The following is a 13,914-nucleotide window of genomic DNA, read 5'->3' as shown; positions in this document are numbered from 1 at the left end:
TCATTACTCCTGCATAGCCCACGCCTGATAGAGTGCCGCCAGTTGTCGCCATAACGACCCAGGCTGCCCATCGGCAATGACATGCTGATCAATTTGAACCACGGGAAGCACGCCTCGGCTGGAACTACTGATCCAGACCTCTTCGGCCTGCAGCAATTCCGCCAGGGTAAACTCCCGCTCTTGCAGATTAATGTTGGCCTGCGCCGCCAGACGCAAGACTAAGGCGCGCGTAGTACCGGGTAAACGCTCTTGGTCCAGGGGAGGGGTAATAAGCTGACCATACTGCACCATAAAAATGGATGAGCTGGCCCCTTCAATTACCCGTCCTTGCTTAACCAGCAAGGCTTCCTCTGCCTGAGCACGCTTAGCCGCCTGGCGAGCCATGACATTAGGTAGCAGCATGGTGGACTTAATATCGCAACGTCCCCAGCGCAGATCCTCTTGCACAACTAACTTAATGCCCTGGGTCTGTTCAGGGGGCAATGCCAAGGGGCGGCTAATGGGTTGTGCACAGGCAAAGATGGTCGGACGAATATCTACCGGCCAGTCAGCTCGGCGCCGACTGTCAGCTCCCCGGCTCACCTGTAGATAAATACTCTGGTTACCACCACCATTACGTGCAGCAAGCTCTGTACAAATCCATTGCCAGTTTGCTTCCGCACGAATGTCCAACTCACTCAGGCTACGCTGCAGGCGCTGCAAATGCTCTTCCATTTGCAGCCCTTGGCCATCAATCACCGGAATCAGTTCGTAAACACTGTCAGCAAACAAAAAACCACGATCAAATACCGAGATTTTTGCCTGCTCTGCTGCAATAAACTCACCATTCAGGTAGACGATAGCCATCGCCTGTAACCTCAAAACCAGCTTTGAACTCGACGCAGTACCGCATCAGAAGCCCGCTTAAAGAAACCGCCTTCCGCTACCGCATTCAATGCGACCAGAGGCAGTTCACGAATGGTTTCTTCGCCTAATTTGACGCGAACAACACCGAGTTGCTGACCTGCCTCAATCGGCGTATCCAGGCTGCTGGTCACTTCCATCGTAGCTTGCAGATTAGCCGCCTGCCCGCGTGGAATCAGTACTGTTAGCGGTTCATTCAAGCCAATGGCGACCTGATCAACATCCCCGCCCCACACACGCAGCTGTTCAAGAGGCTGCCCGGCAGCATAGAGAGTCTGGGTTTCAAAGTAACGGAAGCCGTAAGCAAAGAGCTTAGATACTTCCTGGGCCCGAGCTTCAGGGCTCTTGGTACCAAACACCACTGCAATCAAACGCATATCATCGCGCTTGGAGGAAGCCACCAAGCAATAACCTGCCGCTTCGGTATAACCCGTTTTCAAACCATCAACTGTGGGGTCGCGATAGAGCAACAGGTTACGATTGGGCTGGCGGATATTGTTATAGGTGAACTCTTTTTCGGAATAGATAGTGTAGTGCTCTGGGAACTTGTTGATGATCGCCTGGGCCAGCAACGCCATGTCATAGGCACTGGATAGGTGATTATCTGCCGGCAAACCATCTGAGTTAACAAAGTGGCTGTTATTCATGCCCAGCTGCTTGGCATGCTGGTTCATCAGATCGGCAAAGGCCCCTTCGGAACCTGCAATGTGTTCCGCCATGGCAACACTGGCATCATTACCAGACTGGATCACAATGCCACGCATCAGATCCATTACCGATACCTGAGTGCCCTCACGCAGGAACATCCGTGAGCCACCGGTCTTCCAGGCTTTAACACTAACATTAACCATGTCATCGGGCTTGATCCGGCCTCGAGCCAACTCAAATTCAGCCACATAGGCGGTCATCAGCTTGGTCAAGCTGGCAGGCGGCAGGGGTTGATGCTCATTCGAGCCCAACAGCACCCGCCCGGAACTGGCTTCCATTAACACATAGGAGGAGGCTGCAATCTGGGGTGCACTCGGCACAATCGTTTGCGCCTGTACTGGACTTGCCAGCACTGCAGCAGCCCATACGGAAACAGCAAAGAAACGGTTACTCAGCGAACGTAGCAATCTCATGATAGTTTTTTAGTTGCGTTTCAGTATTGAGAAAGAATTAGGGCACATGCACCAGATGGGGCTGTCCCAAGCCTATATTCAGTAATCCCGACTCCAATGCGCCGATGTTTTCACCGGAGCTTAAAGGGCCGATTTTCACTCGATAGAAGGTTTGCCCATTGATGTTGACGGGAAACACCCGGGTGCGTCCTTCGCCAAGCTCGACCTTCACCCGCTGCTGCAACTGTTGTGCTGCCTGTTCAGAGCTAAATGCAGCAACTTGCAGGTAGTCTCCTGTGCCAGGGTTAACCGTTGCGGTCGGAGTAGCAGGCTTAATCACCGGTTGTGGCTTATTAATCGTCACCTGTGGCTGAGTAGGTTTCACCACCGAATGACTCACGCGCTGTTCAACAGGACGAGACTCAATCACTTCGGCTGTGATCCCTGTACTGCCAATCGCTGTCGCTTTGGCCACCTGGCTTGAGCCAACCTCTCGCTGCCAGCGGGCAGCATCAATACCCTCTACCCGTACCCGCGCAGTGCCTTTGTCAGCATAGCCAAGCTTGGCGGCGGCGGCATAGGACAGGTCAATTTCACGATCATCGTGGAAAGGACCACGGTCATTGACCCGCACAATGACCGAACGGCCATTGTCCAGATTCGTGACCCGCACATAGCTGGGAATCGGTAAGCTCTTATGTGCTGCTGTCATTCCATAAAGATCATAAAGCTCACCATTAGAGGTTTTATGACCATGAAATTTTTCTCCATACCAGGAGGCAATACCGTCTTTACGGTAACCGATATGGCTGGGCAACACGTTGTAGCTCTTTCCCCATACCTGATATGGATTGCGGTTACCCCACTTGGAGTAGGGTTCCACTTGCGGTTCCGCATCGGGAATCAGAGACACGTCACGCTGCACACTCGGACCACGGTCTTTATCCATGGCATAGCGCCCACCAGAAGACTTACTCGAAGGCGTTGAGGAACACCCACTGAGCACTAGTGCCAACAGGGTGACGAATAGCAGCGACAGGCGCATCTCAGCCCCCTTTTGCATTTGCACGCGCATTGCGAATCTCCGCCGCCAACTCATGTACCGCCAAGGCATACAGGCGGCTATGGTTGTAACGGGTAATCACGTAAAAATTATGTAGACCTAACCACAGCTGAGGACCGGAAGCTGTTTCCATTTCCATCAGCAAGCCATCCTGGTCTCCCAGAAAAGCGGGCACACTTAAACCCTGGCTGCGCATACTAGAGAGAGGCGTGCTGGGTTTCAAACCCTCCGCCAGCAAGCCACGCCATTCTTGTGTTTCAGGCTGTTTCACCGGTAATACCGCCACACCGTTGGCCTTCCAACCATGTGCCACGAAGTAGTTGGCAACACTACCAATCGCATCCACTGGGTTGTCCCAAATATCACGGCGACCATCGCCATCGAAATCGATTGCATAGTGTCGATAACTGCTGGGCATAAATTGACCGTACCCCATGGCGCCAGCATAAGAGCCCACATGCTTCAGCGGATCGACTTTCTCTTCTCGGGTTAAGCGTAAATACTCGCCAAGCTCTTTGAGGAAAAACTCGGAACGTTTGGGATAGTCAAACCCTAGCGTAGCCAGCGCATCTAGCACACGGTAGCGGCCCATATTGCGGCCAAAATTGGTTTCTACACCAATGATGGCCACGATAATCTCTGCTGGTACACCAAACTGCTGCTCAGCCCGACTCAGGCTATTGGCATACTGATCCCAGAAGGCTACCCCACCCTGAATCCGTGCCTGCTTAATAAAGATGTCACGGTATTCTCCCCAGGTAAGACGCCGTTCTGCAGGGCGGCTCATCGCTTCCAAAATGCTGTCTTTACGCTCAGCTTGAGAGAGGATGTGCAGCAGTTCTGCACGGTTAAATCCTTCCTTTTCCAGCTTAGCAACAAACTCGGAAGCCAACTGGTGATCGGCATAACCGCCAGCAATCACCTGGCTGCTCATCAACAGGCCACAGAGTGCACCTGCAACTTTTGCAATCCTCAACATGGATAAATCGACGCTCCTAGCGCGTTCGGATATTTCGATGGGCATGAATGGACATCACCATACCAAAGCTGGTCAGCAAAGTAACCACCGAGGTACCGCCGTAGCTGACCAAGGGCAGAGGCACCCCCACCACTGGTAGCAAGCCACTCACCATTCCAATATTAACGAAAACATAAACGAAAAAGGTCAACACCAAGCTACCGGATAACAATCGTCCAAAGGCATCGCCAGCTTGGGTTGAAAGATAGAGTCCACGAGCAACGATCAGGGCATAAAGCACCAATAACAGCAGCACTCCAAGCAGGCCAAACTCCTCGGCCATCACTGCAATAATGAAGTCCGTATGGCTTTCCGGCAGAAAATCTAACTGTGATTGGGTGCCGAGCATCCATCCCTTTCCTTCAATGCCCCCCGAACCGATAGCCGTTTTCGATTGGATAATATTCCAGCCAGTTCCCAATGGGTCACTCTCAGGATCAAGGAAAGTCAGTACCCGCTGACGCTGATAGTCATGCATGACCATCCATAAAGGGTACAGACAGGCTAACCCCACCCCCATTGCAGAAAATACCCAACGCCAGGGAATCCCTGCCAGCAAAATGACGAAGATGCCTGAGGCACCGATCAGTATGGACGTTCCCAAGTCGGGCTGTTTGGCAATCAATACCACCGGAATCGCGATAATCAGCAACGCCACCAGCACATGGGACAACTTAGGAGGAATAGGCTTGTAAGCAAACCACAGCGCCATGACCATCGGCAGAATCAGCTTCATCAGTTCGGAAGGTTGAAAGCGCGGCCCACCCGGCAATTGCAACCAACGCTGCGCCCCCTTGGCATGCACTCCTACTAACAACACAGCCACCAGCAACCCCACTACCGCCAAATATAACCAAGGCGCCAAAAGCTGTAAGTTACGCGGGGATATCCAGCTCACCCCCCACATAATGGCTAATGCCAAGCCAAAACGGAGTCCTTGTTTTTCCACCGCTTCAATGCTGCCACCTGAAGCACTATAGAGCACCACCAAGCCATACCCCATCAGCAGCAACAGTGGCAACATCAGCCAAGGATCCAAGTGGATTCGCTGCCAAAAGGACGGGGGACTCGATAATCCCTGTAGTCCGCCATGTAAGGAGCGTTGAAAGTCGGTTTGCTTCACTCAGACTGCTCCTTATCCATCACCAGGCTGTCCAAACGCATCACTCCGAGGAAAAGTCCTGCAGGTTTTCAATATTGGTATTCACTTTGCCCAACAAATAGGCGTCAAACAGGCGCCGCGCGACAGGCGCCGCCGCCGCGCTGCCCCCCCCACCGTTTTCCACAATGACAGCGACCACCAGCTTGGGATCTTCCGCAGGGGCATAACCGATAAAGAGGCCATGGTCATGAAAACGCTTGGACAGTTTGCTGGCATCATATTTTTCATCTTGCTTAATCCCCACTACCTGCGCCGTACCGGTTTTACCTGCAATACGGTAGGGGATCCCCTCGCCAATTTTACGTGCGGTGCCACTGCGCCCATGCACCACATCAACCATTGAGTTGTGGATGTAGTCCCACAGTTGTGGCGTCTTCAATTCAATATTGCCTGGCATTCCCGCCAGGTGTTCCTGCTCCAGGCGAGCATAGTCCTGGGTCAGGGGATGCTCATAACCGATTTCCTGCGCAGGCGCACCAAAATGCTTGAGCATTCTAGGCACCACCCAGGTGCCACGATTGGCCACCACCGCCGTCGCGGCGGCCAACTGCAGGGGCGTTGCTAACATAAAACCCTGACCAATACTGAGGTTCACTGTATCTCCTGGATACCAGGATTGCCGATACATGCGTTTTTTCCACTCCCGCGAGGGCAAAACGGCACGGCTTGCTTCGGGCAAATCCAGACTTGTTACCTGGCCAAAACCAAACTGTCCCAGGTAGTCAGACATCACATCGATCCCCATGCGATGACCCACATCGTAAAAATAGGTATCACAGGACTCCGCAATCGCTTTATTTAAATCAACGGTACCATGCCCCCAACGCTTCCAGTCCCGATAAAAGCGCCCTTTCTGATTGATCTGATACCAGCCTGGGTCCCAGACTTTGTAGTTAAAACCAACGGTACCTGACTCAATACCGGCAATGCCTATCATCGGTTTAACCGTCGAAGCCGGTGGATATCGCCCGGTCAGGGCACGATTAAATAGGGGCAAATCCACATCGTCCTGTAACGCCTTATAGCGCTCGAAGCTAATGCCGGTCACAAACTCATTGGGGTCATAGGCGGGCTCACTCACCAACGCGAGAATGCCACCGGTTTTCGGGTCCATCGCCACCACCGCCCCCCGCTGCCCCGCCAGCGCTTCTTTGGCCACACGCTGCAAATCCAAATCCATATACAGGGTCAAATCCAGGCCAGGGGCAGGGTTATCTTTCTCCAACACGCGTAAAATGCGCCCACGGGCATTGGTTTCCACCTTTTGCAAACCCACCCGACCATGCAAAGCGTCTTCGTAATACTTCTCGACCCCTAATTTGCCGATATAGTGGGTAGCCGAGTAATTCTCAGCATCCACCTGCTGCAGCTCACGTTCATTGATGCGTCCCACATAACCCAGGGCGTGCACCAAATCCTTACCAAAGGGGTAATGACGGACTAAGTCCGCTTCAACCTGTACTCCAGGCAGGCGATAGAGATTGACCGACAGGGTAGCGATCTCTTCTTCGCTCAAAGAGAGCTTTAATGGCACCGACTCATAAGGACGACGACGAAGTTTAAGCCGACGCTTAAAACGCTCACGATCCGCCTCACTGATTTCGATCAGGGTTCCTAGGCGGTTCAGCATGGCCTCCATATCCCCTACCTTTTCCTTGGTTAGGGTCAATGAAAAGTTAGGGCGATTATCCGCCAGCAATGTGCCTTTACTGTCGTAAATTAACCCACGGGTGGGTGCAACTGGCACCAGCTGCACCCGATTTTCGTCGGACAGAGTGACATAGCGCTCGTGCTGCCAAACCTGCAGATAAATTAGACGGGCGATCAATACCATTACCAGCACAGCCACCACCGCAGCGGCAGCCCAGACTCGACTGGTATAAAGCTGCCCCTCCTGGCGATGATTGCGCAGGGTGAGACTATCGCGATTAAAGGAACTCGGCGGCATAGCTACTTATGGTATGGATGACCCTGGAGAATGGTCCAGGCCCGATAAAATTGTTCCGCCAGTACGATACGTACCAGCGGATGAGGCAGGGTCAAAGCAGACAGCGACCAACGTGCTTCCGCCCTTTGCACACAACGCGGATCAAGCCCATCGGGGCCGCCAATCAGGAAGCTCAGAGGGCGACCATCCATACGCCATTCCCCTAACCTGGCAGCCAAGTCTTCGGTGCTCCAGTTCTTACCCTGTACATCCAAAGCAATCACATGGTCCTGCTGTCCAATACTGGCTAGCATGGCATCACCTTCCTGACGAATCGCACGAGCCAGATCCGCATTCTTGCCACGGTGCCCGAGTGCCAGTTCTTGAAACTCCAACGGCATATCCGGGGGCAGGCGTTTGGTGTATTCCTTTACTCCCTGCTCCACCCAGGCTGGCATTTTGGTACCAACGGCCAGCACCCGAATACGCATTAGTGCGCTTGCCCTTCTGGTTTACCCCAGAGGCGCTCCAGATCATAGAAGTTACGTGCTTGAGGCTGCATGACATGCACCACCACATCACCCAGGTCTACCAGCACCCACTCTGCTGCATCTGTCCCTTCAACGCCCATCGGCTGCACGCCACGCTTCTTCACTTCTTCAGTGAGGTAGTCAGCAATCGCTTTCACATGACGACTGGAGGTACCGGAGGCCACTACCATGTAGTCGGTAATTGTTGATAAGCCCTGCACATCCAGAACTTTCACATCTTTTGCTTTCATATCAGCCAGCAGGTCATTTACCTGTGCCAGCAATGCTTGGATTTCCATTTGACCTCTTTCAATGTCATGAATCACCGCTCTGGTAGAGCTGGTGTTGTTGGATAAAGGTTATCACTGCCTGGGGCAGCAGATACTGCACCGAAGCGTGCCGCGCAATACGCGCGCGAATCTCGGATGAACTAATCCCCAAAGGCGGCAATGTCACACGCCAGAGCGCACCCGCTGCCGGCGGCTGGGGAGGTGGCTGCTGGGCCTCAAGCTGCCGCCACTCTTGCCGAGCAAGCCATTCCGCTAACTCTGAATTAGGTTGCCATGGCGTCTGTGCCCGGCTAACGACTAACAAATTGGCCAGACCGAGCAGTTCCTGCCAACGGTACCAGCGGTTCAACCCTAAAAACGCATCCTCTCCCATCACCCAAAACAGTGGACGCTGTTGGCCATATTCGGCGCGCATCTCCTGCAAGGTGAGATAGGTATACGAAGGCTCTTCACGCTGCAGTTCCCGCCCATCCAAGGCCAAATGCGATCCTTCAACCGCCAACTGCAACATTTGCCAACGCTGCCCTGCACTGGCCCCTGTTGCGACCTTATGAACCGGCTGCTGACAGGGTAACAAACAGACTTTTGCCCGCCCCTGAAACCATTCGTGCAGCTCTAAGGCTGCACGCAAGTGGCCATGATGCACAGGGTCAAACGTCCCCCCGAGCACCACTAGGGGGGACAACTCAACGACGGATATGGCCATCACCCAACACGATATATTTCTGCGACGTGAGCCCTTCCAATCCAACCGGTCCCCGCGCATGAATCTTATCTGTAGAGATGCCTATTTCAGCACCCAGGCCATACTCAAAACCGTCGGCAAAACGTGTTGAGGCATTCACCATCACTGAGCTGGAGTCCACTTCGCGCAGGAAGCGCATGGCTCGGCTGTGATTTTCAGTAATAATGGCGTCGGTATGCTGTGAGCTGTACTCGTTGATATGAGCGATCGCCTCATCTAAACCAGCCACGACCCGAATCGCCAGCACGGGGGCTAAATACTCCGTCCGCCAATCTTCTTCTGTCGCCGCCAGAGCCTGGGGCACCAACGCTTGAGTTTGCGCACAGCCACGCAGCTCTACTCCCAGCTCCAGGTAACGCTGTGCCAGTAGTGGCAACAACTCTGCCGCGCGAGCAACATCAACCAGCAGCGTCTCCATCGTGTTACAGGTGCCATAACGATGGGTTTTGGCATTAATGGCAATATTGATCGCCTTGCTGGCATCAGCTGCCTCATCAATAAACACATGGCAGATGCCATCCAAGTGTTTGATGACCGGCACCCGCGCATCACGACTAATCCGCTCAATTAGGCCCTTACCACCACGGGGGACGATCACATCCACATACTCCGGCATGCTGATCAACTGACCGACTGCCTCCCGATCGGTGGTCTCCACTACCTGTACTGCGGCGGCAGGCAAACCTGCTTGCTCTAAGCCCTGCGCGATACAAGCGGCTAATGCGCGATTAGAGGCAATCGCTTCTGAGCCACCACGCAAAATACAGGCATTACCGGATTTCAGGCACAGGCTAGCTGCTTCGGTCGTTACATTGGGACGAGATTCATAAATGATGCCGATGACTCCCAGAGGCACCCGCATTTTACCAACCTGAATGCCGGTGGGACGGTAGGTCATATTAGTGATCGCGCCGACTGGATCAGGCAGAGACGCAACTTGGCGCAGCCCCTCAACAATGCCTTGAATACGTGCGGGAGTCAGTTCCAGACGATCCAGCAGTGGGGCATCAAGACCATTGTCTCGCCCACGCACTAGGTCTTCCTGGTTAGCCTGCAGCAATTGAGCTTGCTGCGCCTCCACCGCCGCGGCGATGGCCAGGAGTGCATTGTTCTTCTGCTCGGTGGTGGCACGCGCCATCGCCCGGGAAGCCTGTCTGGCTGCCTGGCCCAGGCCGAGCATATAAGCCTGCACTGTCATCTGGATAATCCTCCACTGTTTTCAGGCACAGTTTTTTAGCGAAGGGGGATTATACCTGCAGGCTGGGCAAGGCTCCATCGTTGAAACATGTTGAGATAGGGAGCCCCATCACTCGTCATCTCCACGCTCTAACCAAGCATGGAGCATATTCAAGCGAGTACTGGTGCACTCTGCGCTAAGCAAACCCAACTGCGAGTCCGCAGACAAAGGCAGGCACGAGGATAACTGCCAACTCAGCATCGTAGCCGAGTCCACTTGCGCAATAGCAGGCTGGCTCAGGGGCGCAGTATTGGCATTCAATAACAGGGGATGACTATAGAGTGCCTGCCAGAGTTCATAGAGGTATTGATGTTCTTCCAGTAGAGGGATCTCCGGTTCTAACCAAGGCTCAACCTCCCCCATCCATAAGCCATCACGCTCCACCCACCAGTGCCGCAGACGCACACGCTCTACTCCCTGCACACTAATATGCAGCAATCCCTCATTCAGCTCATGGAAATCTAATACTTTGAGTTTGCAACCCACTGCCGCAAAACGCTGTCCATTTGGGCTGGCCTCCTCCCCTGCCAGCAACAGGCTGGACACAAAGCAACCTTCCCCACGCAGCACCTGGCTCAGCATGCGTAAATAACGAGGCTCAAACAGGCGCAGAGGCAGCGTCACTCCAGGGAATGTCACCACAGACAGCGGGAACAACGGCAGTATTTGCATTGTTTATCTAATTATTTCTCTGGCGGGGCCTTCCCTATTCTTGGGGATGCCCCTGCACCTCTTGCAAGCCCTGTTGCAACCAAGCTTCCCCCCAGGCAGGCATCAATTCTTGACTGATGCCCAACTGATTAAGAATACGGGCCACAATAAAGTCGATAAGGTCCTCAATCCGTTGTGGACGATGATAAAAACCGGGACTGGCTGGCAAAATCACTGCCCCCATCTGAGTCAACTTCAACATATGTTCCAGATGAATGGCTGAATACGGGCTTTCCCGAGGGACTAAAATCAGCTGACGCCGCTCTTTTAACGCGACGTCGGCAGCACGCTCAATCAGATTATTACTCGCCCCTGTCGCAATTGCCGATAACGTACCGGTACTACAAGGACAAACCACCATAGCCGAAGGAGCACTTGAGCCTGAGGCCACGGGCGCTAACCACTGCTCCCGCCCCAACACTCTTAACTGACCAGGTTTGGCCCCCAAGCGCGCACTCAAATACTCCTCAGCCGCCTGGGGCTGGCCCGGTAGCTGCCAATCAGTTTCGGTTGCTGCCACCACTTGCGCAGCCTTGGAGATCATTACCAACACTTGTTTATCCGCCTGCACCAGGCAGTGCAACAAGCGCAACCCATACTGCAACCCAGAAGCCCCTGTCAGGGCCACACTGACCCGCCCAGGATTAGTCTGCCACATTGCTCGCCTCCTGCTGCTCTCGCTGTTGCAAGGCGGTGAGCAGGCGCTGGTGCACCCCGGCAAAGCCGCCATTACTCATGATCACCACATGACTGCCCGCAGGGGCGTCTGTCACCACCCGGGAGATTAACTGGTCGATATCACTAAATAATTGGGCTGGCACCGGCGACTCAGCCACCACCCCCTGCAGATCCCAGTCCAGACCTGGCGGCTGATACCAGCATACCTGATCCGCCTCCCGCACCGACTCACCTAAGCGACTTTTGTGTACCCCTAAACGCATCGTATTGGAGCGTGGCTCAATTAACACCCACAAAGGAGTCGAGCCTATTTGCCGCCGAATACCCGCCAGAGTCATCTCAATAGCGGTGGGGTGATGAGCAAAATCATCGTATACATGAACGCCTGCGGGCTGTCCTATTTTTTCCATACGCCGCTTCGGCGCCTGAAACTCAGCCAAAGCAGCCAGTGCCTGACTTACCGGCACCCCCACATGACGCGCAGCCAAAATCGCATGTAAGGCATTCTGCAGATTATGCTGACCCGTCAAGCCCCAGCATACTCGCCCAGCCTCTTCTCCATTTTGATAGAGCGCAAACTCACTACCATCTGACTGCAAGGCACGTATCTGCCAACCTGCCCCACTTGCCCCGCCACAGGCCTCCACCTCGCTCCAACAACCCGTCGCTACAACCTCCTGCAACGCCTGATCATCCTCTGGATAGATCACCCGCCCCTGACCAGGCACCGTGCGCAATAAATGCTGAAACTGCCGCTGAATTGCCGCCAGATCTGGAAAAATATCCGCGTGATCGTACTCCAGATTATTCATCACCAGGGTACGAGGACGGTAATGCACAAACTTGGAACGCTTATCAAAAAAAGCGCTGTCATACTCATCCGCCTCCACCACAAAAAAAGGCGTGCCCCCCAAGCGAGCAGAAACCCCAAAATTACGTGGCACCCCGCCAATCAAAAATCCCGGAGCCATCCCTGCTGATTCCAAAATCCAGGCCAACATTGAGGCGGTTGTTGTTTTGCCATGAGTGCCCGCCACCGCCAGCACCCAGCGCCCTGGCAACACATGTTGCGCCAACCACTCAGGCCCAGAGCAATAGGGAATATCACTATTTAGCAGTTCCTCAACCGCGGCCTGTTTACCACGCGACATGGCATTACCCACCACCACCATATCGGGCCGCTGCTCAAACTGCAGCCGCTCATAACCGGAGAACACCTCAATCCCTGCCTCTGCCAATTGCGTACTCATCGGTGGATAAACATTGGCATCTGCACCACTGACCCGCCAGCCTAACTGCTTGGCCAATAAGGCCAAACTGCCCATAAAGGTGCCGCAAATACCGAGAATATGAACATGGCCTGTACGCGAATCAGACATAAAGCGTCCTTGGATTGCATGAAAAGTTGCTCTTGATAACGTATCATTACGCGCCCAGCAAGGCTGTTCAAGAACGGGCCTCTATTTTCCATGTCACCGCCGGGATACCAATCTCATGAAAAGGCTGCATCAGTTTCTGCGTGAGCAACAAACCTCTCCTGACCTGATCGAACTCATCGATACCATTTTGGTGGCCTGCAAAGATGTCGCCTACAAACTCCAACAGGGCGCCCTGGCGGGGATTTTAGGCTCCGCCGATGCAGAGAACATCCAGGGGGAAACCCAAAAGAAACTGGATGTGCTCTCCAATGACCTGCTCAAAAAGAGCCTGCTGAACTGCCATCTGGTCAAGGGACTCGCCTCTGAAGAGGAAGACTTCCCGGTTGCCGGCAACCCAGAGGGCAAATATCTGGTCACCTTCGACCCGCTGGATGGCTCATCCAACATTGACATCAACGTTTCTGTCGGGACCATCTTCTCTATTCTGCAAGCCCCCAAAGATTTGCGCGGCGATGATGAGAGCGCATTTTTACAGGCAGGCGCTAAGCAGATTGCTGCCGGCTATGTACTCTATGGCCCCGCTAACATCCTGACCCTGACTACTGGCAAAGGGGTCAATATGTTTACCCTGTCACCAACCGGTGACTTTTTCCTGACGCGCGAGCTTATTAAAGTACCCAGCACCACACAAGAATTCGCCATCAACATGTCGAACCAGCGCTTCTGGGAGCCCGCCATGCAAGCCTACGTGGCAGACATGCTGCAAGGGGAAGAAGGCCCTCTGCAAAAGCGCTATAACATGCGCTGGATTGCCTCCATGGTGGCGGAAGTACACCGCATCCTGACCCGTGGTGGTATTTTCATGTACCCCTACGATTACCGTGAGCCCAAGAAACCCGGCAAACTGCGCCTGATGTATGAAGGCAACCCCATGAGCTTTCTGATTGAGCAGGCCGGTGGACTCAGCACTAATGCCTATGAGCCCATCATGCAGATTGAACCTGAAGGTATTCACGAACGAGTGGCGGTTGTATTAGGTTCAAAAGACGAAGTGGAAATAGCGCTACGCTATCATCGTGAGCATGCGGGCCGCGGCTAAACCGCCGCATCGCCCATGCTACAACCTCGTGAGAGGGCAGGGACAGCAACACTGCTGTCCCCAATTACAAAC

General features: G+C 53.9%; 14 protein-coding genes. 1 reads left to right on the top strand and 13 read right to left on the bottom strand.

Annotated features, from left to right (window positions below):
• Positions 1-3: 3 nt before the first annotated feature.
• The 13 genes from Q334_RS0116955 to mpl all read right to left on the bottom strand — a co-directional run bounded on the left by Q334_RS0116955 (position 4) and on the right by mpl (position 12,743).
• Positions 4-846 (bottom strand): aminotransferase class IV, encoded by an 843-nt coding sequence (locus Q334_RS0116955; protein WP_027314249.1) that lies wholly within the window; start codon positions 844-846, stop codon positions 4-6.
• Positions 847-857: 11 nt separating this feature from the next.
• Entirely contained in the window at positions 858-2,024 is a 1,167-nt protein-coding gene (locus Q334_RS0116950; RefSeq protein WP_027314248.1) for a D-alanyl-D-alanine carboxypeptidase family protein, read from the bottom strand.
• 37 nt (positions 2,025-2,061) lie between these two features.
• The gene (locus Q334_RS0116945) at positions 2,062-3,048 is read right to left on the bottom strand and encodes a septal ring lytic transglycosylase RlpA family protein (protein ID WP_051527903.1); all 987 of its coding nucleotides are present in this window, start codon (positions 3,046-3,048) and stop codon (positions 2,062-2,064) included.
• Between the two features lies 1 nt (position 3,049).
• The gene (gene mltB / locus Q334_RS0116940; RefSeq protein ID WP_035461877.1) at positions 3,050-4,045 is read right to left on the bottom strand and encodes a lytic murein transglycosylase B; all 996 of its coding nucleotides are present in this window, start codon (positions 4,043-4,045) and stop codon (positions 3,050-3,052) included.
• Positions 4,046-4,061: 16 nt separating this feature from the next.
• Positions 4,062-5,207 carry a rod shape-determining protein RodA gene (gene rodA / locus Q334_RS0116935; protein ID WP_027314245.1) on the bottom strand — a complete coding sequence of 382 codons (1,146 nt, stop codon included), beginning with the start codon at positions 5,205-5,207 and terminating at the stop codon, positions 4,062-4,064.
• 40 nt (positions 5,208-5,247) lie between these two features.
• Entirely contained in the window at positions 5,248-7,194 is a 1,947-nt protein-coding gene (gene mrdA, locus Q334_RS0116930; RefSeq protein WP_027314244.1) for a penicillin-binding protein 2, read from the bottom strand.
• A gap of 2 nt (positions 7,195-7,196) precedes the next feature.
• Positions 7,197-7,664 (bottom strand): 23S rRNA (pseudouridine(1915)-N(3))-methyltransferase RlmH, encoded by a 468-nt coding sequence (rlmH, locus tag Q334_RS0116925; RefSeq protein ID WP_027314243.1) that lies wholly within the window; start codon positions 7,662-7,664, stop codon positions 7,197-7,199.
• Positions 7,664-8,002: a ribosome silencing factor gene (gene rsfS, locus Q334_RS0116920; protein WP_027314242.1), complete on the bottom strand. Its 339-nt coding sequence runs from the start codon at positions 8,000-8,002 to the stop codon at positions 7,664-7,666. Before rsfS ends, rlmH begins: the two co-directional genes overlap by 1 nt.
• Positions 8,003-8,018: 16 nt before the next feature.
• Positions 8,019-8,699, bottom strand: coding sequence for a nicotinate-nucleotide adenylyltransferase (nadD, locus tag Q334_RS0116915; protein ID WP_027314241.1), 681 nt, complete (start codon positions 8,697-8,699; stop codon positions 8,019-8,021).
• Positions 8,680-9,936, bottom strand: a complete 1,257-nt coding sequence (locus Q334_RS0116910; RefSeq protein ID WP_027314240.1) for a glutamate-5-semialdehyde dehydrogenase — start codon at positions 9,934-9,936, stop codon at positions 8,680-8,682. The genes nadD and Q334_RS0116910 overlap by 20 nt, the downstream gene beginning before the upstream one ends.
• A gap of 108 nt (positions 9,937-10,044) precedes the next feature.
• Entirely contained in the window at positions 10,045-10,647 is a 603-nt protein-coding gene (locus Q334_RS19660) for an LON peptidase substrate-binding domain-containing protein (RefSeq protein WP_051527902.1), read from the bottom strand.
• A 34-nt stretch (positions 10,648-10,681) separates the two neighbouring features.
• Positions 10,682-11,344 (bottom strand): flavin prenyltransferase UbiX, encoded by a 663-nt coding sequence (locus Q334_RS19655; RefSeq protein ID WP_035461876.1) that lies wholly within the window; start codon positions 11,342-11,344, stop codon positions 10,682-10,684.
• Positions 11,331-12,743, bottom strand: coding sequence for a UDP-N-acetylmuramate:L-alanyl-gamma-D-glutamyl-meso-diaminopimelate ligase (gene mpl / locus Q334_RS19650; protein WP_035461875.1), 1,413 nt, complete (start codon positions 12,741-12,743; stop codon positions 11,331-11,333). The genes Q334_RS19655 and mpl overlap by 14 nt, the downstream gene beginning before the upstream one ends.
• 115 nt (positions 12,744-12,858) lie before the next feature.
• Here mpl and Q334_RS0116890 point away from each other — a divergent pair, with 115 nt between their 5' ends.
• Positions 12,859-13,842: a class 1 fructose-bisphosphatase gene (locus Q334_RS0116890; RefSeq protein WP_027314239.1), complete on the top strand. Its 984-nt coding sequence runs from the start codon at positions 12,859-12,861 to the stop codon at positions 13,840-13,842.
• Positions 13,843-13,914: the final 72 nt, after the last annotated feature.

Source organism: Balneatrix alpica DSM 16621, from assembly GCF_000619885.1.
Lineage (GTDB): Bacteria > Pseudomonadota > Gammaproteobacteria > Pseudomonadales > Balneatricaceae > Balneatrix > Balneatrix alpica.
This window is presented reverse-complemented; position numbering and strand designations above follow the sequence as displayed.

Bases quoted from the DNA above. Each gene is read 5' to 3' on its own strand.
- mltB (WP_035461877.1), bottom strand. From the start codon at position 4,045: ATGTTGAGGATTGCAAAAGTTGCAGGTGCACTCTGTGGCCTGTTGATG.
- mpl (WP_035461875.1), bottom strand. From the start codon at position 12,743: ATGTCTGATTCGCGTACAGGCCATGTTCATATTCTCGGTATTTGCGGC.
- rlmH (WP_027314243.1), bottom strand. From the start codon at position 7,664: ATGCGTATTCGGGTGCTGGCCGTTGGTACCAAAATGCCAGCCTGGGTG.
- Q334_RS0116910 (WP_027314240.1), bottom strand. From the start codon at position 9,936: ATGACAGTGCAGGCTTATATGCTCGGCCTGGGCCAGGCAGCCAGACAG.
- nadD (WP_027314241.1), bottom strand. From the start codon at position 8,699: ATGGCCATATCCGTCGTTGAGTTGTCCCCCCTAGTGGTGCTCGGGGGG.
- Q334_RS19660 (WP_051527902.1), bottom strand. From the start codon at position 10,647: ATGCAAATACTGCCGTTGTTCCCGCTGTCTGTGGTGACATTCCCTGGA.
- mrdA (WP_027314244.1), bottom strand. From the start codon at position 7,194: ATGCCGCCGAGTTCCTTTAATCGCGATAGTCTCACCCTGCGCAATCAT.
- rsfS (WP_027314242.1), bottom strand. From the start codon at position 8,002: ATGGAAATCCAAGCATTGCTGGCACAGGTAAATGACCTGCTGGCTGAT.
- Q334_RS0116955 (WP_027314249.1), bottom strand. From the start codon at position 846: ATGGCTATCGTCTACCTGAATGGTGAGTTTATTGCAGCAGAGCAGGCA.
- Q334_RS0116890 (WP_027314239.1), top strand. From the start codon at position 12,859: ATGAAAAGGCTGCATCAGTTTCTGCGTGAGCAACAAACCTCTCCTGAC.
- Q334_RS0116950 (WP_027314248.1), bottom strand. From the start codon at position 2,024: ATGAGATTGCTACGTTCGCTGAGTAACCGTTTCTTTGCTGTTTCCGTA.
- Q334_RS19655 (WP_035461876.1), bottom strand. From the start codon at position 11,344: ATGTGGCAGACTAATCCTGGGCGGGTCAGTGTGGCCCTGACAGGGGCT.
- Q334_RS0116945 (WP_051527903.1), bottom strand. From the start codon at position 3,048: ATGCGCCTGTCGCTGCTATTCGTCACCCTGTTGGCACTAGTGCTCAGT.